This is a genomic window from Burkholderia sp. GW821-FHT14F03, from assembly GCF_058803765.1.
On sequence record NZ_JBXAPG010000080.1, the window covers coordinates 1 to 19,445 of the forward strand.

Here is a 19,445-nt window from a genome sequence, read left to right on the forward strand (position 1 = left end):
TCGCTTCATGGGCAGCCCATCCTGAATGCGTTGATTCAGTCTAGACGATCAACGCGTTTTCACACAGCCTCGGTCGATCACCGCCATTGGCGACGAGCGGTCGTATTGTCCGTCGACTGACCGGTCAGGACTCGACCTATACACGTCATGCGTCGTGGGAAATCGACGCGATACCGGGCGGGCGGCTCGCATGACGACGCGGGCGGCGTTCCCGCTTTCCGCGTCTGACGGATGTGGCGTATCCGGCTGCCCGACGCCTTCAAATCTCCAACACAAGCCTTCCCCCACCCGCCCGCGAACAGCAAGCCATCATGCGCGTATTAAGCGCCCGTTCGCCCGCGCTCAACACGCTGTCGCGATGCTCGACCTCGCCCGCCAGCACGCGCACCTCGCACGCACCGCACAAGCCCTCCTCGCAGTCGCTCGGCACGTCGACATTCGCCGCGCGCAGCACCGACAGCAGCGTGCGGTCGGCCGGCACGGTCAGCACCAGCCCCGAGTCCTTCAGTTCGACCTCGAACGCACGATCCGGCCCCCGGCCCGCGCCCGACACAGCCGCCGCAAAGCGTTCGACCCGCAGCGCATCATGCGGCCAGCGCTGCGCACGCTCGGCCAGCGCATCCAGCAGGCGCGCCGGGCCGCATCCATAGACCTGCACGCCCGGCGCGACGTCAAGCGCGGCGGGATCGAGGCGCGTGCCCTCATCCGTGACATGGAGACACAGCCGCGCCCCATGCAGCGCGTGCAGCGCATCGACAAACGCCATCGCCGCGCGACGCCGGCCGCAGTAATGCACGACGTAGTCAAGCCCGCGCATGCGCGCCTCGTTCGCCAGCGCCATGATCGGCGTGATGCCGATGCCGCCCGCGACGAAGATCACGCGCCCGGCCTCGGGCGCGAGCCCGAAGTGATTGCGCGGCCCGCGCACCCGCACGCGCATGCCCGTACTCAACGCGCGATGCAGCCACGCCGAACCGCCGCGACTGTCGGGCGCGCGCAGCACCGCGATGTCGTAGACCGTGCGCACATCTGGATCCCCGCACAGCGAATACTGTCGCGACAGCCCCGTATCCCCGCAGGCCACGTCGAGATGCGCGCCCGCGCGCCAGGCCGGCAACACCGCGCCGTCGGGCGCGGCCAGCCGCACCCGGACGATATCGTCCGCCTCCGGCGTGATCGACAGCACGGTCAGCTCACGCCCCGCACGGCGCGCATTCGATTCGCCGACCCGAACCACCAGTGTCGAGGCACCCACCGCCGGCCACGTGCGCTCGGGGTTCTCGGCCGGATCCCACTCGACCCACAGATGCTCAGGCCCACGAAACGAGGTATTCGGCACATAGCTGAATTTCTGCGCGGCCAACCGCAGATGCGGCAGCCGCCGCGTCAGCTCATCGACGAGGATCTGCAACTCCATGCGCGCGAGATGCTTGCCGAGGCACTGGTGCGCGCCATAGCCGAAGGTCAGGTGCTCGGCCGGGTTGTCGCGATGGATGTCGAACAGATCGGGATCGTTGAAATGGCGCGCGTCGTGATTCGCCGACGCCGTGACGATCAGGAGCTTCGCGCCGGCCGGCACCGGCACGCCGCCCACCATCGCGTCGCGCGTGGCGATGCGTCGCCACGCGGCGACCGAGCCGTTGTGCCGCAGGCACTCGTCGACCGCGTTCGGGATCAGCGCCGGATCCGCGCACAGTTCGCGCCACGCGTGCGGATGCCGCAACAGCAGGGTCAGCGCGTTCGCGGCCGCATGCGCGGTCGTCTCGTGCGCGGCGACGATGCCCGCCATCATCATCGAGTGCAGGTACGAATCGGTGATGACGTCCGGATGCGCGCGTTGCAGGCGGATCCCGAGCTGCATCCAGCCCGGCCCCGACGGATCGGCGCGCATCCTGTCGAGCACGCCGCCCGCGTATTGCCAGAACCGCCCGACCGCATGCGCGACCGCCACCTGCTCATCGGGGCGCGGCCGCCCCCAGGTGTTCACCGTATGCGCGATCGAATAGCGGCGCAGCGTGTCCATGTCCTCTTCGGGCACGCCGAGGAAATGCAGCGCGACGGTCAGCGGCACTTCCCACAACATCTGTTCGACCAGGTCCGCGCGGCCGGCGTCGACGAAGCGATCGACGTAGTCGCGCGCGAGCCGCCGCACCAGCGGCGCATGCCGCTGCACCGCCTCGGGCGTGAACGGTTCGATCAGCAGACGCCGCCGCGCCATGTGCGCGGGCTCGTCCTCGTTGACGAGCGTGCGGTTCATCGCATAGTCGTAGGACGCGAGCACCGCGTTCGCCTCGGGGCCGGTCGGCGTGATCTTCTCGAGCGCGATCGACGGACTGAAGGTCTGGTTGTCGCGGAACACCTCCTTGATGTCCGCGTAGCGCGTCACGACCCAGTAGCCGAGCCGTGGGCTGTAGAACACCGGTTCGCGCTCGCGCGCCCAACGAAGGTAATCGGGAGGATCCTGCTGATAGCCGTCGCCGAACGGATCGAACGCGGCGGCCTGCGCGCTCACGGGGCAAGCGGGGGCGTCGGACGCGGACGCCGGCTGGAACGGACAACGCGCATCGGGAGAAGCGGACATGGCCATCCTCGCAGCCGGGGGCGATCGCGTCACTCTAATACGCGCGCGCCGCGACGTCGATGCCGCGCGCCGTCAGTTCGTGGTGCGGATCAGGAACGGCGCGTATTCCTGCCCCGCGATCCAGCGCGGCGGCCGGCCGCGGCCGGACCAGGTCTCGCCCGTGGCGGGATTGCGATACTTCGGCCGGACCCGGCCGACGCGCCGGTCGCGCCCGCCGTCCAGCCGCCGCGCGCCGAAGATGTCGCGCTCGGTCAGCCCGTATTCCTTGATCGTGCGCCGCACGGCGCTCAGCGCCGCCTCGATCTCGCTCTTGCGGGCCGCCTCGACCGCCTGCTCCATCGCCTTCATCTTTTCCTTCAGGCTCTGATACGACTCGTGTTCGACTACGTTCATGACGCTCCCTCACATCCTCGTGTGTTCTTTGTATTGATTCAATGCAGCGCGCCGGACTCGCGCCGGCGCCCTTCCCCTTCCTCCCGCGCAGCGGCGGCGCGCCGCCGGCCGCGAGCGCGTACGCGCCGCGCCGGGCGCCACGCCCGCGCGGCCGACGCGCGCGCCGCGTCGGCGACCGAACAGACAATGCGGCATGCGTTCCTCCCTTCTCTCAGACGGCATCCGTCGCATGCATCGCGTCGATCTGCGCAGACGTGAAGCCGAGTTCGGCCAGGATCGCGTCGGTGTGCTCCCCGAGCGCCGGCACCGCGCGCATCGGCGGCGGCGCGGCGGCGTCCGCGCCGGGCGGCAGCAGCGCGGGCACCGGCCCGCGTTCCGTCTGCACCTCGGTCCAGCGACGCCGCGCGGCGAGCTGCGGATGCGCCCACACGTCGCGCATGTCGTTCAGGCGCGCATTCGCGATGCCCGCCGCGTCGAGCCGCGCGACCAGCCGGTCCGCATCGAGCGCCGCGAACACCGTGGTGATGATCGCGTGCAGTTCGTCCTTCGCGTCGAGCCGGCGCGAATTCGACGCGAAACGCGGATCGTCCGCGAGCGCGGGCCGTTCCAGCACGCGTTCGCAGAACACCTGCCACTCGCGCTCGTTCTGCAGGCCGAGCACCACGGTGTCGCCGCCGCCCGTCGCGAACGGCCCGTAGGGATAGATCGTCGCGTGCGCCGCGCCGGAGCGCAGCGGCGGCGCCTGGCCGTCGATGCTGTAGTAGAGCGGGAAGCCCATCCACTCGACCATGCTCTCCAGCATCGACACGTCGATGCGCCGGCCGCGCCCGGTCTTCTGGCGCTGCAGCAGCGCCGACAGGATGTTGCTGTACGCATACATGCCGGTCGCGATGTCCGCGATCGAGCAGCCCGACTTCGCGGGCGCGTCCGGCGTGCCCGTGATCGACAGCAGGCCGGCCTCGCTCTGGATCAGCAGGTCGTAGGCCTTCTTGTCGCGATACGCGCCGTCCGGCCCGTAGCCCGAGATCCCGCACACGATCAGTCGCGGAAAATGCGCGTTGAGCGTCTCGTAGTCGAGCCCGAGCCGATCCGCCGCGCCGGGCGCGAGATTCTGGATGAACACGTCCGCCTCTTCCAACAGGCGCAGCAGCACCGCGCGCGCGGCCGGCTGCTTCAGGTCGAGCGTGAGGCTTTCCTTCGACCGGTTGGCCCAGACGAAGCTCGACGACAGACCGCCGACGCGTTCGTCGTAGGCGCGCGCGAAATCGCCCACGCGCGGCCGCTCGATCTTGATCACGCGCGCGCCCAGGTCCGCGAGCTGGCGCGTGCAGAACGGCGCGGCGACCGCATGCTCGAGCGCGACGACCGTGATTCCATCCAGCGGGTGCATGCGGGGCTCTCCTCGGTGAATGCGGATGCGTCAGACGATCCGGGCCAGCACGATCAGGCTCAGCGTGATCGTGATCGCGCCGCCGATGCGGGTCGCGATCTGCGCGAACGGCATCAGCCGCATCCGGTTCGCGGCGCTCAGGATCGCGACGTCGCCCGTGCCGCCCATCCCGCTGTGCGTGCCCACCACGATCGCGGTGTCGATCGGATGCATGTTCAAGCGGCGCGCGACCACGAAGCCGACGCTCATCAGCGTGGCGACCGTCGCGACGATCGTGAGGAGCGTCGGCACGGTGCAGGCTTCGACGACCTTCTTCCACGGCGTGATCGCGATGCCGACCGCGAACAGCAGCGGATACGTGACGACCTTCGCGAAGAAATGGTAGAGCGCGCCCGCGCCGCGCTCGATGGCCGGCGGGAACACGGCCCCGAGTTTCGCCGCGACCGCGAGCGACAGCATCGCGACCGGGCCGGGCAGGCCGAACGCGCTCTGCGCGAGCGCGCCGAGAAAGTACAGGCAGACCGCCGCCATCAGCGCGGCGGGCACGTCCATCGGCGCGCTTCGCGCGTCGGGCTCGGCCTGCGTGAGCGCATCGAGCCCGTCGCCGCCGGCGCGCATCAGCTGGCCGTTGCCCGTCAGCCCCGGATAGCGCTTGCCGAGCGCGTCGAGGCAGCCCGCGAACATGATCGCGCACAGATTGCCGAGCATCACGGCCGGGAACACCTGCGCGAGCAGCTCGGCGGCCGGCCGGTGCAGCAGCGTGGCATAGCCGAGCGTCAGCGGCACCACGCCCTCGCCGAAGCCGCCCGCCATCACCGGGATCACCACGAAGAACATCGTATGGAACGCCGACATGCCGAGCAGCGTGCCGACCGCGAGCCCCACGCCGAGCGCCGCGACCGACCCCGCCGCGAGCGGCGCGAAGATGCGCAGGAAGCCGCCGATCAGCACCTTGCGGTTCATGCTCAGAATGCTGCCGACAATGATGCAGACGATGAACAGATAGAGGATGTTGCTCGCCTTCCAGAAATCGATGATCGGCTTGACGAAGACGGACGGCAACAGCTGTTCGAACACGAGGTAGGCCGGCAGGAAGGTCGTCAGGATGACCGGCCCGCCGATGCTGCGGAACACCGGAATGCGCTGGCCGATTTCCGCGCAGGTGAAGCCGAACACGCTGAGCGTCGCGATCATCGGCAGCAGCTCGGCCGTGAGCTTGCCCGTGGCCGTCGCCGCCGTGACCGCGGCCAGCAGCACGATGTAGACCGGCAGCGGAATCACGCCGACGCGCCACGCCAGGGCCTGCTGCCAGACGCCGCGCGCCGCGGGCGGCGTGGAATGGGATGGATTGCCGGGATTATCGGCTGTGGACGGCTGCAAATAGGAAGGTCGCGCTCTCATCGCCTCGTTTATCTCTTTTTTATCGCCGGTATTTTGTGCTTGCATAATAGGCGGGGCCGGTAACCAGCGGAAATACCGTTACCCGATGGGGGGTATACGTTAAGCTAATAACCGCTTTCCGAATCACCGATATTCGGCAATCAATTCTTATATTTGTTCGCCGGTTTGATCTCAATCGAACACGTTTCGTTTTTCCGGTAGCGTATTTCTTACCGGCGCCGCTGCTTGGCTGCACCGCTGCTTATGGAAATCAAACAACTACGCAATTTCGTGGGAATCGTCGACAGCGGCAGCCTCTCGAAGGCGGCGGAGATGCTGCTGGTCGCGCAGCCGTCGCTGAGCGTGCAGCTGCGCGCGCTCGAGGAGGAGCTCGGCGCGCAGCTCCTGCAGCGCAGCTCGCTCGGCGTCGCGCCGACCGAGGCGGGCAAGAACCTGTACCGGCACGCGCGCGGCGTGCTGCGGCAAATCGAGCATCTGCGGCAGGACGTCCGCGAGGGCGGCCACGGCGAATCGGGCACCGTGTCGGTGGGGTTTCCCACCACGATCGCGGCCAGCCTCGGGCTGCCGCTGTTCCAGCGAATCCGCCAGCACTACCCGGGCATCCGCCTGCAGCTGTTCGAAAGCGTGAGCGGTTATATCTCCGAGCTATTGCTCAACGGCCGCCTCGATCTCGCGATCCTGTTCCGCGAGACGGAAAGCACGGGGATGTCGGTGTCGCCGCTGTTCGACGAAGATCTCTACGTGATGGGCGGCAGCCTCGCCCCGACCGAGGGCCGCGATCCCACCTGCACGTTCGCGCAGCTCGCGAACCTGCCGTTCGCCGCGCCGAGCCCGCCGCACGCGCTGCGCCTCTTGATCGAGCGCGCCTTCGCGCAAGCCGATGTCGAGCTGAACATCATCGCGGACATCGATTCATTGCCGACCCTGCTCGATATCGCTTGCTCCGGCGCGGCGCACGCGATCTTCCCGGTGTCGATCCTCGCGTCGCGCGACGCCGCCCGGCGGCCGCCGGTGCGCCGCCTGGTCGAGCCGCAGCTGCGGCGGCCCGTGAGCCTGTGCTGGTCGAACACCGCGCCCGTCAGCGCGGCCGCGATCGCCGTGCGGCGCTGCATCGCCGATCTGGTCCGCGAGCTGCACGTGAACGGACAATGGCAGGGGATCACGCTGCGGCCGGTCTGAATCCAGGCGGCGGCCGCGCCACCAAAGACACGGGGCGGGAACGCGCAGCCGCGCGCCCCGCCCCGTGATGCCGCCCGTTGCCGCGTTACAGCGCGTGCTGGACCGCGTGGGCCGAATCCGAAATATCCTTGCCGACCCCGGCCACCGTATTGCAGCCCGCCAGCGCGAACAACGCGGCCGCCGTCAGCGCGACCGTCACCCAACGCCCCACCATAATCCACCTCTTCTTCCACGAGACCATCGACTGAATCACAGGCGTCACGCCTGTCCCTTTCGCTCCGCATCCGGAGCATCTTCCCCGGGCGGCGCGCGGGGCGCCACCCTGTTTTTCCCTGCCGGCGGACCTGCGCGTCAGCGCACCGCCGCCGGCGCGGCCGACCCGCCGCCTTCCCGGCGCGCCAGGAACAGCCTCAGCCGACGCGCATCGTCCGCCTTGTAGAACGCCACGCGACGGCCCGTCAGCACCACGTACGCGCCGACCAGCGTGCGGCCGTTGCGTCCCATGCAGATCAGGAGCGGGCTGTCGGTCGGCAGTTGCGCGCCCGCGATCGACTCGATGTCATGCGTGAGCGTGGCCTGATCATACGGGTAAGTCTCGTCGCCGGGCTGCAGCGATTCCCGCTCGCACCACTGCGAAAAGCGCTGTCCGAGGCGGTCGAGCGTCTGCTGATGTCGGACGGCATCCGCTTCGTCCACCCCGGGCAGCTGAACCACGCGATCCGCGTACAGCGCCCGCGCGGCCCGCCCCGCCGGATCGACGTACCGGACGCGCGGCGCGGGCAGGGTATTCTCGATCGTCCACAGGGAGGCGTTGTTCACGGCGACCGGGTCGGGCCGATTGGTCTGGCAGCCGGCCAGCGCAACGGCGACGGCGAGTGGAGCGACGATTCTCATGGCGGGCGCGACGGCGCGCGGGACGGTGAAAAATGTATCGCCGAGAGGGTACTCGAAGCGACGAGGCATCACAACGGCGTGCGATAACGATCCGTCCCCCTCGCGCAACGGCCCCGGCGGGCGGCCGGGCTTCGGCGCGGCTTCGGTCCTTGCATGGAGTAACCACGACGCGCGCGTCTTCCAACGCGGCCCGTCATGCGGATAAACAAGCCATGAACGGAAATGGCATTCGCCCGCGACTCGAATTCGATTGATTTTCCCGTGCATGGAAAATGTCGTACCGGCCTGTAAAGCGCCCATTCCCTTCGTGCAGGGCATTCGATTATCCAAATCGCGTCGTCCTATCCAAATGCACAGACAATCCGGCGATTTTCCCGCGGATTTCCCGCTGCGCGATACGCCTGCGCCGCCCGTGCGCCCGCCCCCGCTCGACGCCCCGCGTCGCGCCGTCGCCGGCGCCCGGCGGCCCCCTCCCTGGCCCGCCGCCGCGCCGTTCCCGTAAAATTCCGCTTTTTCCACCTGACCGGCCCCCGTCATGCAACCCGCTTCCCCCGCCAACCCCGCCTCTGCCGGCACCGACGACGCCGAACCCGGCCGCGATCTCGTCTATGGCCCCGACGACCGCCCCGCGCCGATGGTCGCCTTCGTCGCCGCCTTGCAGCACCTGCTGGCGATCCTGGTGCCGATCGTCACGCCCGGCCTGCTGATCTGCCAGGCGCTCGGCGTGTCGAGCCGCGACACCACGCTGATCGTGTCGATGTCGCTCGTGATCTCCGGCATCGCCACCTTCCTGCAATGCCGGCGCATCGGGCCGCTCGGCGCCGGCCTGCTGATCGTGCAGGGCACGAGCTTCAATTTCGTCGGCCCGCTGATCGCGGGCGGCAGCGTGATGGTCAAGCAGGGCACGCCGGTCGAGACCGTGATGGCCGCGATCTTCGGCGTCGTGATCGCGGGCTCGTTCGTCGAGATGGCCGTGTCGCGCATCCTGCCGTTCGTCAAGCGCCTGATCACGCCGCTCGTCACCGGCATCGTGGTGCTGCTGATCGGCCTCACCCTGATCAAGGTCGGCCTCGTCAGCATGGGCGGCGGCTACGGCGCGATGGCCAAGGGCACCTTTGCGAGCGTGCAGAACCTCACGCTGTCCGGCCTCGTGCTCGGCTCGATCATCCTGCTCAACCGCGTACCCGTGGTCTGGGTGCGCAGCACCGCGCTCGTGATCGCGCTCGCGATCGGCTATCTCGCCGCCGCCGCGATGGGCCGCCTCGACTTCACCGGCGCGCGCGAAGCAGCGCTGTTCCAGGTGCCGACGCCGCTGCACTTCGGCCTCGGCTTCTCATGGCCGCTGTTCGTGCCGATGCTGATCATCTATCTCGTCACCTCGCTCGAAGCGATCGGCGACGTGACCGCGACCAGCAAGATCTCCCGGCAGCCGGTCGAAGGCCCGCTGTGGATGCAGCGCATCAAGGGCGGCGTGCTCGTCAACGGCGCGAATTCTCTGCTGGCCGGCGTGTTCAATACGTTCCCGAGTTCCGTGTTCGCGCAGAACAACGGCGTGATCCAGCTCACCGGCATCGCGAGCCGTCACGTGGGCATCTGGATCGCCGGCATGCTGGTGGTGCTCGGCCTGTTCCCGACCGTCGCCGGCGTGCTGCAGGCCGTGCCCGAACCCGTGCTGGGCGGCGCAGCGATGGTGATGTTCGGCGCGGTGGCCGCGTCCGGCATCAACATCCTCGCCGGCATCCGGCTCGACCGCCGCGCGCTGCTGATCATCGCCGTGTCGCTCGCGCTCGGCCTCGGCGTGTCGCAAGTGCCGGAGATCCTCACCAGCCTGCCGCACGCGCTCAAGAACGTGCTCGAGTCGGGCGTCGCCACGGGCGGCATCTGCGCGCTCGTGATGAACTGGTTCCTGCCGGAAAAGCATTGATGTGATGTACGGGCGGGGCGACGGCGCGCCGCCCGCCGCGTGATGCGCGGGCCGCCGGGCGTCGGTTCCGCGTGATGGGCGGGCTGCCCTGCCGGGACGCCCGCTTCGCGTGAGCGACCGCGCGCGTGGCCAGCACGTCCAGCGCCTCGCGAGCCGCGCGATAGCGCAGATCCACACCTGTCGGGAAGCGGAGCGTACGCTCTTCGCTTCTGCCTCCACGAGCAGGTTCGCGTAGTCACACGCGAAGGATTGATCGATCAGGGCCCTGAACGCATCGGGGCTTTCCCTGGCGCGGTCGGCCCGGTCGCTCAACGCCCGCGCACTGCGCCCCGCTTCCCTCGCCGCGCCGCATTCACGCGGGCAGGCATCCCCCAGCACCCAGTCCTTGTCGTTCCGCAGATGAGTGCGATCGCTGCCCAGCGCAGCCTACCCCCTCAACCCCGACATCATTGCAGCCGACACGCCGCGTCGAGCGTCGCCCGCGACAGCTCCACCCGCAACGTCCGCGCCTCGCCATGCGCCGGCAGCGCATCGAGCATCTCCCAGATCGTCGCGCTCAGCATCGCGCGCACGCGTGCGCGCGCGGCGGCGTCGAGGTGGCCGAAGCGCTCGACCGTCCCGCAGTCGACGCTCAGCTCGACCGAATGCCGCGCCGTGTCGCGCACGCCGTCGACCGCAATCGCCCAGGCGATATGAAACGTGATGCGCCGGGATGCTGCGTCGAAATGGATCGTCGTATCGAGCCTGCGCTCGGCGACCTCGTCCTCCCGATCATCGGAGTCGATACCGTAACCAAGATTCGCTTGCATGACGCTCTCCTGGATGAAGGACCGGCGCACGCGCGCCGCTCCGGAATCCTCGTCGAGGGACAGGCTGAATGGCGTCGCGCGCCGGCTGAAACCCGGTCGGGCGGAAGGCGGCCCCGCATCATCGGCGCACGGTCCCCAGCACGAGCGTGACGAGGAAAATCACCGCGAAGATATAAAACTGAATCTTCACGATCTCCGCCGCACCGGCCGCGATCCCGCCGAAGCCGAACAACGCGGCGATGATCGCGATGACGAAAAAGATGACGGCATATCGAGGCATGGGACGCGCCTGTCCAATGCGGTTCGACGCTCACGCGTCGCGGACATGTTTCGGCTTGCCATGCCTCGGCGTCGACGCCATCGTCTCGCGCTCGCGCTCGCTCATCGACGTGTACATCGCCTGCGACGGCGGCTTCAGAGCCTTCACCTTGATGCAGCCGCGCTTCGCCGACAGCGCAGCGCCCGCGGCGCGCTGCTGCGCCTGGGATTTTGCAGGCATGCTGGCCCTCCTTTGAATGGCATCGCGACGCGCGGCACCGGCGCGGCGCGCTCAGTCATGCGCAAGCGCCATGCCATCCGCCCGGCATGCACGCACGGCGATGCGGCGCAGGCACGTACGGCGCTTTTTACACAGCCTCGTAGGTTTTGCGCAGGCGGCCTCCACCCGACGCCCGCCCGGCGCCATCCGCGCGCCGGGTACGCGCCTTGCACGACGAAGGCCGGTGCGCGCGCATGCGCCGCATCGGTTCGATGCCCACCCGCGCGGACGCGACGCGTTCGCCTCTTCAGGAGGACACTCATGCACACCCCCGATCAAGGCCAGGCCCGCATCGTCGGCAAGGGCCGCGCCACCGCGAACGGACCCGGCCCCGACGTGATGGCGGCCAACACCCTGGAAGGCAACAAGGTCTACACGACCGATGGCGACGATGTCGGCAAGATCAAGCACATCATGCTTGACGTCCGCACCGGACGCATCGCGTACGCGGTGCTGTCGAGCGGCGGCCTGCTCGGCATCGGCGACAAGCTGCTCGCGATACCGTGGAGCGCGCTGACGCTCGACACCGACCGCAAGCGCTTCCTGCTGTCGGTTTCCGCCGAACTGATCCGTCACGCCCCCGGCTTCGACAAGGATCACTGGCCCGCGATGGCCGACCCGCAATGGGCGGACACGCTGCACCAGTACTACGGCCGCTCGCCGTACTGGATCGCGGAAGAGGAACTCGACTTCGACGCGCCGCCTCACGAAGCCTCGCCGAACGCGGCCGAACCGCGCGGCGGACGGCATTGAGCGTTGATTCCTGTGGCGACGGCACCCCGCCGCCGCCGCGGGGCATGCGCGGCGACGCGCATGACGGCGCGTTGGTCCGATGCCGCCATGCCATGCCGCGCGCGCTTCATCGAGATCATGAGGATCGGTGCGCGCGCGAAAGCCGGGTGCCGGCTTCTGCAGGAACGACGCGCGTCACTCACGAAACACGCAGCAAGCGCACGACGCGCGGCATACCCGATAACCCCTCGAATCCAGCCGCACCGACAGCCTCCCCCAACATCAATCCGGCATGCGACGACGCAGATCGGCGGCCGGAATCCGCATCGCCTGCCGGTACTTCGTCACGGTGCGGCGCGCCAATACGATGCCGCGCGCCGCGAGCGCCTTCGCCAGCGCCACATCCGACCAAGGCGCACGCGCCGCCTCGTCCGCGATCAACTCACGGATCAGCGCCTTCGCGGCGGCCGCCGAACCCACGCCCGCCCCCACCGCCTCCAGCTTGCGCGGGAAGAAGTACTTGAATTCGAAAGTGCCGTGCGGCGTCGCCATGTACTTGTTGCCGGTCGCGCGCGATACGGTCGATTCATGCAGGTCGAGCGCCTCGGCGATGTCGCGCAGGATCATCGGCTTGAGCGCGCGCTCGCCATGGCGGAAGAAATCCCGCTGCCGCTCGACGATGCAGGCCCCGACCCGCTGGATCGTATCGAAGCGCTTGCGTGCGTTCCTGAGCAGCCAGTGCGCTTCCTGCAACTGCTGGCCCAGCAGCGAATCGCGTGCGCCGCGCTCGCGCGCGAACAGGGCCGCGTAGCGGCGATGGATGCGCACGCACGGAACCAGATCGGGGTTGACCATCACGATCCAGTCCCCTCGAATCTGCCGCACGATCACGTCGGGCACCACGTATTCGCCGCGCACGCTGCCGTACTGGTTGCCCGGACGCGGATCGAGACGGCGCACGAGCGCACAGGCGGCGTCGAGCGTGCGCGCATCGCAATCGAGCCGGCGGCGCAGGTCGGCCATCTCGCGCCGCGCGAGACATTCGAGATGGTCTTGCACGACTGCCCGCGCGCACGCGAGAGCCGGGGTGTCGGGCGGCAGGTCGTCGAGTTGCAGCAGCAGGCATTCGGCCAGCGAGCGCGCGCCGATCCCCGGCCGTTCGAGCGACTGCACGCGCCGCAGCGCCACCGCGAGATCGCCTTCGTCGAGCCCGAGCCCGGGTTCCACGACGCGCACGAGATCGGCGAGCGACTGCCGCAGATAGCCGTCGTCGTCGAGGGCATCGACGATCATGTGCGCGGCCGCGCGGTCGCGCCCGGACAGCGGTTGCAGACGCAAGGCCTCATGCAGATGCGCGCGCAGCGAGGGCTCGGGGGCGTTCCATTCGCCGGGCTCCAGGCCGACGGCTTCGCCGCCGGACCGCCCGCCGCGCGGCGCGGTATCCGCGTGCCCGGCGTCCGCCGCATCCACGCCGCGCCCGGATTCGACGTGAACCGTTGCCGTGTCCGGCGATTCCGCGCGCGTCGGCGAATCGGGCTCCACGGCCGCGTCGGCGGCCTTCGCCGCCTCGTCGGGCGCGCGGGTGTCTTCGAGGAACGGGTTGTTGTCGAGCGCCTGTTGCCACTCCTGCTGAAACTCCAGCGACGAAAGCTGCAGCAAACGCAGCGACTGTTGCAGCCTGGGGGTGAGCGCAAGATGCTGCCGCATCTGCAGCCCAAGCGATAAGGACATGCGGGACTCCAGTCGGATTGAACGGTAAGAGACTTACCCGCAACCTTCATGCCAATGCGGCCTGGCGGCGGCCCGCCGCGCGCGCCTACGCGCCGCCCTTCCCTTTTTTCAACGCCCACACAAATTTTCCCGCGCCCCGCGCCGTGCGCCCCGCCCCGGCGGGCTGGGCCGCCGGGTATGCGGCTTGCGCCGGCTGCGGGGTCTGCCGGCCGCGCGTGCGCGACAGGCAGGCATTCCATCACCCCCGGACCACGACGCGGGCAGCGACGAACCCGCGACACGGCCGGTATCCCGCCTGGGAGGATTCTATGAACATTCGCATCGTTGCGGCCGCATGCATCGCCGCCGCCGCCCTGACGGCGTGCGGCGGCGACGGAAACGACGTCGGCACCGAGCTGGGCCTGACCAACCCGCAGGCCCGCTTCATCAACGCCGTACCGTCCGGACCGAATCTCGACTACTACCTGAACGGTTCCGCGAACGCGACCGGTGTCGCGTACAAGGGCGTCACGCGCTATCGCGACGTCGGCTCCGGCACGCAGACCGCAACCTACGATGTGTCCGGCACCACGACCACGATCGCACAGCAGACCTTCAGCGCCGCGAAGGGCCACCACTACACGACGATCGCGCTGCCCAGCACGTCCGCGCCGATCTCGGTGATCGACGACCCCTACGCGAAGGGCCTGCTGTCGAACCAGGCGCGCGTGCGCGGCTTCAATGCCTCGCCGAACGCGCAGAACGTCGACATCTACGTCGTGCCGCCCGGCACCGACATCGGCACGCAGAGCCCGACCGTCTCCGGCGCGGCCTACCAGAACGCCTCGCCGGCCTCGGGCCAGGATTCGGTCTACCTGAACGGCGGCACCTATCAGGTGATCGTGACCTCGGCGGGCAGCAAGACGCCGATCCTGACCACGCCGCCGGTCTCGCTGAACAACAACGCGGACTGGCTGCTGCTGACGATCCCGGCGGGCGGCATCGCCGACGTCACGCCGAACGACATCCACGTGCTGGTCGCGCAGGGCAACGACGCGGACACGTCCGCGCAGGAACTCGGCCCGCAGTAAGCAAGACAGGGGATGGCGCGGCCGACGGGCCGCGCCCCAGGAAGGCAGACTCCGCGGCGTCTAGTTCGACCGTTCGAAGCGGAACACCTGCTCGACACGCCGGCCGCCGGGCACCTCGATCGTCACCGCGCCCTCATGCCGCACGCGCCAGCCCGCCCGCGCGACGACGCGCGGCAAGGTTCCGCCCGCCCGGCTCTCGAAGCCGGCGAGACCCACCTCGGGCGTGTCGACGCGCTCGTCGAGCGAGGCGTTGGAATGGATCACGTTGGCCTGCCACTTCGATGCGCCACGGCGCGCTTCCATGCCCTTGCCGTCGACGTCGACGGTGTTGTCGGTCGCGGCCATGTTCGCGTTGTCGAGCGACACGATCCGGCTGGCCGCGCGGCGCACCGGATCGTCGCCCGCGTCGCGCAGGCGCGCATCGCGGTCGATCGGCGGCAGTCCAGTCGCCGCCTTGGCCGCGATGCGTTCGGGCGACAGCGGCCGCGCGCGGGCGGTCTCGGCGGCCTGGGTCGCCGCATCCGGCATGTCGCGGCCGGCCGCCGGCGTCTTCACGGGGCTGTTCGCGATGACCTCGCGCTGCCGCTCGGCGTGGGTAGGGGTTCCGGTATGGCGCATCTCGTTGACCTCCTTTCCTGAGCGCGCGCCGCGCACGGGCGGCGCGCTAGAACCGGTAGTTGACGGACAGATCGAACACGCCCTGGGTCGGACGCGAGACGACCGGGCTGTGCGCCGCGCTGCCCGTCAATTGCTCGATCGCGCCGTCGACGGTCAGGAACCAGTGCTTGCGGAAGAACCAGACCGCCGTCGTGCCGAACCCGACCGAACGCAGGCCCGCGTGCGACGAATACGGCGCGAGCCCGCTGCGCTGGGCCTGCGCGCCGGAGACGCCGAACCACGTGTCCATGTAGCGCGCGTCGGCGAACGACACGCTCGGCCCCGCGAACCAGAAAAACCGTTCGCTGCTGCCCGGCAGCGGCATGTAGGCCGACAGATCGCCGCGCCAGCCGTTCGAGCCGCCGATGTCGCGCCGCACGTCCGCGCGCAGCACGAGCGGGAACGACTTCGACACCACGTAATCGCCCGACAACTTGATGACGGCCGCCGCGCCGATGTTGCCGAGCCCGTTCAGGTGATCGAGGTCGTCGGCCGCGCGCCGGCCCATGTCGAAGCCCGCCGACAGCGATACGCGCCCGCGCGGCCCGCTCAGCAGGTTCACGCCGACGCCTTCGCCCGTCGACAGGAAGAACAGGTCGCGATAGCGGATGTCGATGCTCGGCCCGACCCGCGCGCGGTATGCCGATGCGCCCGGATAGGCGGCCTGCAGGTTGGAGGCGATGCCGGCCTGGATCTGCCAGGCGGGCAGCGGCGCGGGTGCGAGCAGGCTGGTCAGCGGCACGCCGGCCGAGTACTGCCATTCCGCGAGCGGCGACGGCGTTTGCGCGCGCACCGCGCCCGCGAACGGCCCGATCGAACCGATCGAGCAGCACGCGGCGAACCACGCCGCGCGGCGTCGGGCGCCGGGCGTGCGCGCCTGGCGGGTGCGGGACAAGCTTGGGGTCGTCATCATGCGGCCTCCGGTCGTGCGCACCGCCAGCGTAGCGGCTCCCCGGCGTTCGCGCCAGCCGGTCATCCCGGACGACCGTCCCGCGCCGCGCGCTCGCCCGTCGGCCGGGCCGGAACGCAAGGCCCTGCGTGGCCGCGCCGCCGTCTCGTGCAGGCCCGGGTGCGTCCGCGCGGCGTCGGGCGCGTCACGGCCCCCCGTGAGCCATGCGGCCACGACCGACCGCCACGCGCGCGCTCCGTCGCGCGCGGCCTGCGGCGGCACGTAGATCGGCGGCTCGGGTTCGGGCGGATCGCCCTGCGGCGCGCGGTGCGGCTCGGGCGGGTCGAGCGGTTCCGAATCGGGTTCCGCGTCGGGTATCGGTGGATCGGGTCGATGCGGCCATGCGTTCCATGCGTACTTCATCCAGCCTCCTTGCGTTGGTCACCCGTCCGATGACGCAAGCCGCATGCCATGCCCGCGCATGCCGGCCGCCGGCCGTTCCGACGCCGGGCATTGCAATCGCTGCCGCACGCGCTGCAAAACTTGCACGGCGTCGCGCGGACGCGCGCCGGGCCGACAGGCGCACGCGTCGGCTCGACCGGGCATGCGGGTTGCGTGCAAGGCGGTGCCTGAATCTTGAATCCGGAGGTGACGCCATGAACGATTCGATGCAACCGGCCGGGCCCGGCACGGAACGCGGCCCGCACCCGACGCCGCCGCTGAAGGAACACGACCGGCCCCGCAGACGCAAATCCGAGGAGCACATCGACCGTACGCTCGAAGAAACGTTTCCCGCCAGCGACGCACCGGCGACGGGCGGCGTCACGCGGATCGATCCCAAGCCGGACCCCGCCCCGCGCAAGGACGACGCCGGGCGTACGCCGTGAATGCCGGCGCGCGTGCACGGGGCATCGCATGCGCACCGCGCGCGCGTCAGTCGCGCACGATCACGCGCGCCAGCATCCGCAGATCGACCGGCTTGCGCAGGTAGCCATCGAATCCCGCCTCGCGGGCGCGCCGCTCGTCCGCCTGCCCGGCGTGCGCGGTGACGGCGAGGATGCGCGGCCCGCCCGCGCCGCGCCGGCGCAGCGCTTCGAGCAGCCAGAACCCATCGCCGTCCGGCATCGCGAGATCCGACAGCACCACGGTCGGCCGCGCGCGTTCGGCCTGCGCGAGCGCTTCGCGCCCCGACGCCGCGACGGAGACCTCCGCGCCGAGCGTGGTCAGCGCCGCCGCGAGACTCGCGCGGGTGGTCGGATCGTCGTCGACGAGCAGCACGCGCTGCGCGACGAGCGGCGTCGGTTCGTCGCGCGAAGCTTGTCCGGCCGCGCCGAGCGGCGGCTGCCAGCCGACCGGCAGCGCGACCGTGAAGATCGCGCCGAGATTGCGGCCCGCGCTGCGGACCGACACCTTGCCGCCGTGCAGCTCGACGATGTGGCGCACGATCGACAGGCCGAGCCCCAGGCCGCGCCGCGGCGACGCCGGCGCCTCGTCCGCGCGCCGGAACGCCTCGAACACGTGCGGCACGAACTCCGGCGCGATGCCGGACCCGGTATCGGCCACCGACAGCGTGACGCGCGCACCGGCCTGCACGAGGCCGACCGTCACCCGGCCGCCCGTCGGCGTGAACTTGAACGCATTCGACAGCAGGTTCGACAGCATCTGCCGCAGCCGCTCGCCGTCGCCCGACACGACGCAGGTGTCCACCGCGCACTCCGTCGCGAGCACGATGCCTTCGTTCAACGCGGCCGTGCGAAACGACTCGACGACGTCGGCGACGATCCGCACGAGGTCGATCGGCACTGCATCGAGCCGCAGCTTGCCGGTCGCGAGCGACGACGCGTCGAGGATGTCCGCGACCATGCGCGTGAGCGAGCGCGCCGAGCGATCGATCGCATCGATCGCCTGTTGCTGCAAGGCGAGGTCGCCGGTATGGCGAAGCACCTCGACCCAGCCATAGATCACGTTGAGCGGCGTGCGCAGTTCGTGCGAGACGGTCGCGAGCAATTCGTCCTTGAGCCGGTTCGACGTATCCGCCTGCCGGCGCGCGTCGCGCGCGCCGCGCAGCGAACGGTGCGCGCGACGATCACGACGTCGGCGCTCGCCCGATTCGCGGACCGTCAGCGACAGCGCCACCGCGCCGCCTGCGCGCGGCGGCACGACGCCGGCCGCGAGCGTCGCGCGAAAGCGCGCGCCGTCGCGCCGCACGCACAGCACGTCGACCGGTCCGTCGTCGTCGCCCGCGGCGTCGGGCCGCGCCGGCAGCGGATGACGCAGGCGCCAGCGCGCAGCGATCAAGCCGCCTGCGTCGAGCCCCACGGCTTCGTGCTCGTCATAACCGAACAGGCGCTGCGCGGCGCGATTCCAGCTGACGACGCGATAGTGCGCGTCGATCCCGACGATCGCATCCGGCGCGGCATCGACCACCGCGTCGCGCAACGCCGCCGCGGCGGCGTCCTGCAGCATCAGCACCGCGCCGCGAATCGCGCCGGCGGCGTCGCGCATCGGCGCGGCCGTCTCGACGATCGCCGCGTTCGTCTCGCTGCGGTTCTGCCGCAGCCAGCGCCGCGTCGACGCGACCTCCGTCAATCCGGACAGCACGCGCTCGAACGCCTGCGCGGCCGCCTCCCGTCCCTCGGCATCGCGCGCGCCCAGCAGATCGCGCACCGGCCGCCCGGTCAGATCGCGCGGCGCGCCGCCCAGCAATGCGGCCGCCTCGTCGTTGACGAACACGGCGCGGCCGCGCGCATCGCTCGCCAGCACGCCGCACGGCAGCGCGCCCAACACCGTTTCGTAGCGACGGCGCAGCAGCGCGTCGCGATGGCCGCGCCAGCGCTGCGCCACGCTCGCGCCGCGCAACGACGACGCCATCGCGCTGACCACCACGCCCGTCAGCACGAAGGCGGCCAGCGTGACGAGCCGCGCCGGCAGCGGCGCCGTATAGACCGACGGATCGGAAAGAAACAGCAGCCAGATCAGGCCGGCGCTCGCCAGCGTGGCGGCGACGCCGAACCCGAACGATGCGAGCCACGCGATCGCGGCGAGCAGCGGGTAGTACAGCAGCAGCGGCAGGTCCACGCCGCCGAGCCGGATCGCCAGCGCCTGCAGCACGGTCGCGATCGCCACCAGCATGACGGCGATGCCCGATTGCCCCGCGCGGGCGCGCATCAGATTGACCATCGCCTTCACTCCCGCCGCACCACGCGCCCGGGCCGGCCCGGGCCGGCGCGGCCGCCTTCGGGCGCGCGCCGCCGCGC

Annotated in this window: 18 protein-coding genes; 5 read left to right on the forward strand and 13 right to left on the reverse strand. The window is 70.2% G+C overall.

Annotated features, from left to right (window positions below; translation table 11 throughout):
* Window positions 1–259: 259 nt before the first annotated feature.
* The 4 genes from AC1RQF_RS31880 to AC1RQF_RS31895 all read right to left on the reverse strand — a co-directional run bounded on the left by AC1RQF_RS31880 (window position 260) and on the right by AC1RQF_RS31895 (window position 5,765).
* Window positions 260–2,581 (reverse strand): cytochrome P450/oxidoreductase, encoded by a 2,322-nt coding sequence (locus AC1RQF_RS31880; protein WP_492874059.1) that lies wholly within the window; start codon window positions 2,579–2,581, stop codon window positions 260–262.
* A gap of 72 nt (window positions 2,582–2,653) precedes the next feature.
* Window positions 2,654–2,974, reverse strand: a complete 321-nt coding sequence (locus tag AC1RQF_RS31885; protein ID WP_273997080.1) for an H-NS histone family protein — start codon at window positions 2,972–2,974, stop codon at window positions 2,654–2,656.
* Window positions 2,975–3,185: 211 nt separating this feature from the next.
* On the reverse strand, window positions 3,186–4,364 hold the full coding sequence (locus AC1RQF_RS31890) for a CaiB/BaiF CoA transferase family protein (protein ID WP_492874061.1): 1,179 nt from the start codon (window positions 4,362–4,364) through the stop codon (window positions 3,186–3,188).
* Between the two features lie 30 nt (window positions 4,365–4,394).
* Window positions 4,395–5,765 (reverse strand): 2-hydroxycarboxylate transporter family protein, encoded by a 1,371-nt coding sequence (locus AC1RQF_RS31895; RefSeq protein WP_492874063.1) that lies wholly within the window; start codon window positions 5,763–5,765, stop codon window positions 4,395–4,397.
* Window positions 5,766–6,008: 243 nt separating this feature from the next.
* Between AC1RQF_RS31895 and AC1RQF_RS31900 the strand changes: the two genes are divergently transcribed.
* The gene (locus AC1RQF_RS31900) at window positions 6,009–6,944 is read left to right on the forward strand and encodes a LysR substrate-binding domain-containing protein (protein ID WP_273997083.1); all 936 of its coding nucleotides are present in this window, start codon (window positions 6,009–6,011) and stop codon (window positions 6,942–6,944) included.
* An 85-nt stretch (window positions 6,945–7,029) separates the two neighbouring features.
* Here AC1RQF_RS31900 and AC1RQF_RS31905 read toward each other — a convergent pair whose 3' ends face one another.
* Together AC1RQF_RS31905 and AC1RQF_RS31910 are read right to left on the reverse strand one after the other, a co-directional pair.
* Complete coding sequence (locus AC1RQF_RS31905) at window positions 7,030–7,158, reverse strand: hypothetical protein (RefSeq protein ID WP_492874065.1); 129 nt, start codon at window positions 7,156–7,158, stop codon at window positions 7,030–7,032.
* Between the two features lie 137 nt (window positions 7,159–7,295).
* Window positions 7,296–8,156, reverse strand: a complete 861-nt coding sequence (locus tag AC1RQF_RS31910; protein WP_492874067.1) for a hypothetical protein — start codon at window positions 8,154–8,156, stop codon at window positions 7,296–7,298.
* Between the two features lie 217 nt (window positions 8,157–8,373).
* Between AC1RQF_RS31910 and AC1RQF_RS31915 the strand changes: the two genes are divergently transcribed.
* Complete coding sequence (locus AC1RQF_RS31915; protein ID WP_492874069.1) at window positions 8,374–9,762, forward strand: nucleobase:cation symporter-2 family protein; 1,389 nt, start codon at window positions 8,374–8,376, stop codon at window positions 9,760–9,762.
* A 446-nt stretch (window positions 9,763–10,208) separates the two neighbouring features.
* Here the strand turns inward: AC1RQF_RS31915 and AC1RQF_RS31920 are convergent, their stop codons facing one another.
* The 3 genes from AC1RQF_RS31920 to AC1RQF_RS31930 form a co-directional block, all read right to left on the reverse strand.
* Entirely contained in the window at window positions 10,209–10,571 is a 363-nt protein-coding gene (locus AC1RQF_RS31920; RefSeq protein WP_273997085.1) for a DUF3022 domain-containing protein, read from the reverse strand.
* A gap of 118 nt (window positions 10,572–10,689) precedes the next feature.
* Entirely contained in the window at window positions 10,690–10,851 is a 162-nt protein-coding gene (locus AC1RQF_RS31925; RefSeq protein ID WP_492874071.1) for a DUF1328 domain-containing protein, read from the reverse strand.
* A 30-nt stretch (window positions 10,852–10,881) separates the two neighbouring features.
* On the reverse strand, window positions 10,882–11,070 hold the full coding sequence (locus AC1RQF_RS31930) for a DUF3008 family protein (protein ID WP_492874073.1): 189 nt from the start codon (window positions 11,068–11,070) through the stop codon (window positions 10,882–10,884).
* A 300-nt stretch (window positions 11,071–11,370) separates the two neighbouring features.
* Here AC1RQF_RS31930 and AC1RQF_RS31935 point away from each other — a divergent pair, with 300 nt between their 5' ends.
* Window positions 11,371–11,862 carry a PRC-barrel domain-containing protein gene (locus tag AC1RQF_RS31935; RefSeq protein ID WP_273997088.1) on the forward strand — a complete coding sequence of 164 codons (492 nt, stop codon included), beginning with the start codon at window positions 11,371–11,373 and terminating at the stop codon, window positions 11,860–11,862.
* 261 nt (window positions 11,863–12,123) lie between these two features.
* Here the strand turns inward: AC1RQF_RS31935 and AC1RQF_RS31940 are convergent, their stop codons facing one another.
* The gene (locus AC1RQF_RS31940; protein ID WP_492874075.1) at window positions 12,124–13,572 is read right to left on the reverse strand and encodes an RNA polymerase factor sigma-54; all 1,449 of its coding nucleotides are present in this window, start codon (window positions 13,570–13,572) and stop codon (window positions 12,124–12,126) included.
* A gap of 308 nt (window positions 13,573–13,880) precedes the next feature.
* Here AC1RQF_RS31940 and AC1RQF_RS31945 point away from each other — a divergent pair, with 308 nt between their 5' ends.
* Complete coding sequence (locus AC1RQF_RS31945) at window positions 13,881–14,642, forward strand: DUF4397 domain-containing protein (protein WP_492874077.1); 762 nt, start codon at window positions 13,881–13,883, stop codon at window positions 14,640–14,642.
* Between the two features lie 60 nt (window positions 14,643–14,702).
* Here the strand turns inward: AC1RQF_RS31945 and AC1RQF_RS31950 are convergent, their stop codons facing one another.
* Window positions 14,703–15,260 (reverse strand): DUF3005 domain-containing protein, encoded by a 558-nt coding sequence (locus tag AC1RQF_RS31950; RefSeq protein ID WP_273997091.1) that lies wholly within the window; start codon window positions 15,258–15,260, stop codon window positions 14,703–14,705.
* A 46-nt stretch (window positions 15,261–15,306) separates the two neighbouring features.
* Window positions 15,307–16,212: a MipA/OmpV family protein gene (locus AC1RQF_RS31955; protein ID WP_443111466.1), complete on the reverse strand. Its 906-nt coding sequence runs from the start codon at window positions 16,210–16,212 to the stop codon at window positions 15,307–15,309.
* A gap of 632 nt (window positions 16,213–16,844) precedes the next feature.
* Here AC1RQF_RS31955 and AC1RQF_RS31960 point away from each other — a divergent pair.
* Window positions 16,845–17,075: a hypothetical protein gene (locus AC1RQF_RS31960; protein WP_273997092.1), complete on the forward strand. Its 231-nt coding sequence runs from the start codon at window positions 16,845–16,847 to the stop codon at window positions 17,073–17,075.
* A gap of 46 nt (window positions 17,076–17,121) precedes the next feature.
* On the opposite strand, the gene AC1RQF_RS31965 is transcribed toward AC1RQF_RS31960, so the two are convergent.
* Window positions 17,122–19,368: an ATP-binding protein gene (locus AC1RQF_RS31965; RefSeq protein WP_273997093.1), complete on the reverse strand. Its 2,247-nt coding sequence runs from the start codon at window positions 19,366–19,368 to the stop codon at window positions 17,122–17,124.
* Between the last annotated feature and the right edge of the window lie 77 nt (window positions 19,369–19,445).

Coding starts and splice junctions, on each gene's coding strand:
- AC1RQF_RS31880 (WP_492874059.1), bottom strand. CDS start 2,581: ATGTCCGCTTCTCCCGATGCGCGTTGTCCGTTCCAGCCGGCGTCCGCG.
- AC1RQF_RS31885 (WP_273997080.1), bottom strand. CDS start 2,974: ATGAACGTAGTCGAACACGAGTCGTATCAGAGCCTGAAGGAAAAGATG.
- AC1RQF_RS31890 (WP_492874061.1), bottom strand. CDS start 4,364: ATGCACCCGCTGGATGGAATCACGGTCGTCGCGCTCGAGCATGCGGTC.
- AC1RQF_RS31895 (WP_492874063.1), bottom strand. CDS start 5,765: ATGAGAGCGCGACCTTCCTATTTGCAGCCGTCCACAGCCGATAATCCC.
- AC1RQF_RS31900 (WP_273997083.1), top strand. CDS start 6,009: ATGGAAATCAAACAACTACGCAATTTCGTGGGAATCGTCGACAGCGGC.
- AC1RQF_RS31905 (WP_492874065.1), bottom strand. CDS start 7,158: ATGGTGGGGCGTTGGGTGACGGTCGCGCTGACGGCGGCCGCGTTGTTC.
- AC1RQF_RS31910 (WP_492874067.1), bottom strand. CDS start 8,156: ATGCCCTGCACGAAGGGAATGGGCGCTTTACAGGCCGGTACGACATTT.
- AC1RQF_RS31915 (WP_492874069.1), top strand. CDS start 8,374: ATGCAACCCGCTTCCCCCGCCAACCCCGCCTCTGCCGGCACCGACGAC.
- AC1RQF_RS31920 (WP_273997085.1), bottom strand. CDS start 10,571: ATGCAAGCGAATCTTGGTTACGGTATCGACTCCGATGATCGGGAGGAC.
- AC1RQF_RS31925 (WP_492874071.1), bottom strand. CDS start 10,851: ATGCCTCGATATGCCGTCATCTTTTTCGTCATCGCGATCATCGCCGCG.
- AC1RQF_RS31930 (WP_492874073.1), bottom strand. CDS start 11,070: ATGCCTGCAAAATCCCAGGCGCAGCAGCGCGCCGCGGGCGCTGCGCTG.
- AC1RQF_RS31935 (WP_273997088.1), top strand. CDS start 11,371: ATGCACACCCCCGATCAAGGCCAGGCCCGCATCGTCGGCAAGGGCCGC.
- AC1RQF_RS31940 (WP_492874075.1), bottom strand. CDS start 13,572: ATGTCCTTATCGCTTGGGCTGCAGATGCGGCAGCATCTTGCGCTCACC.
- AC1RQF_RS31945 (WP_492874077.1), top strand. CDS start 13,881: ATGAACATTCGCATCGTTGCGGCCGCATGCATCGCCGCCGCCGCCCTG.
- AC1RQF_RS31950 (WP_273997091.1), bottom strand. CDS start 15,260: ATGCGCCATACCGGAACCCCTACCCACGCCGAGCGGCAGCGCGAGGTC.
- AC1RQF_RS31955 (WP_443111466.1), bottom strand. CDS start 16,212: ATGATGACGACCCCAAGCTTGTCCCGCACCCGCCAGGCGCGCACGCCC.
- AC1RQF_RS31960 (WP_273997092.1), top strand. CDS start 16,845: ATGAACGATTCGATGCAACCGGCCGGGCCCGGCACGGAACGCGGCCCG.
- AC1RQF_RS31965 (WP_273997093.1), bottom strand. CDS start 19,368: ATGGTCAATCTGATGCGCGCCCGCGCGGGGCAATCGGGCATCGCCGTC.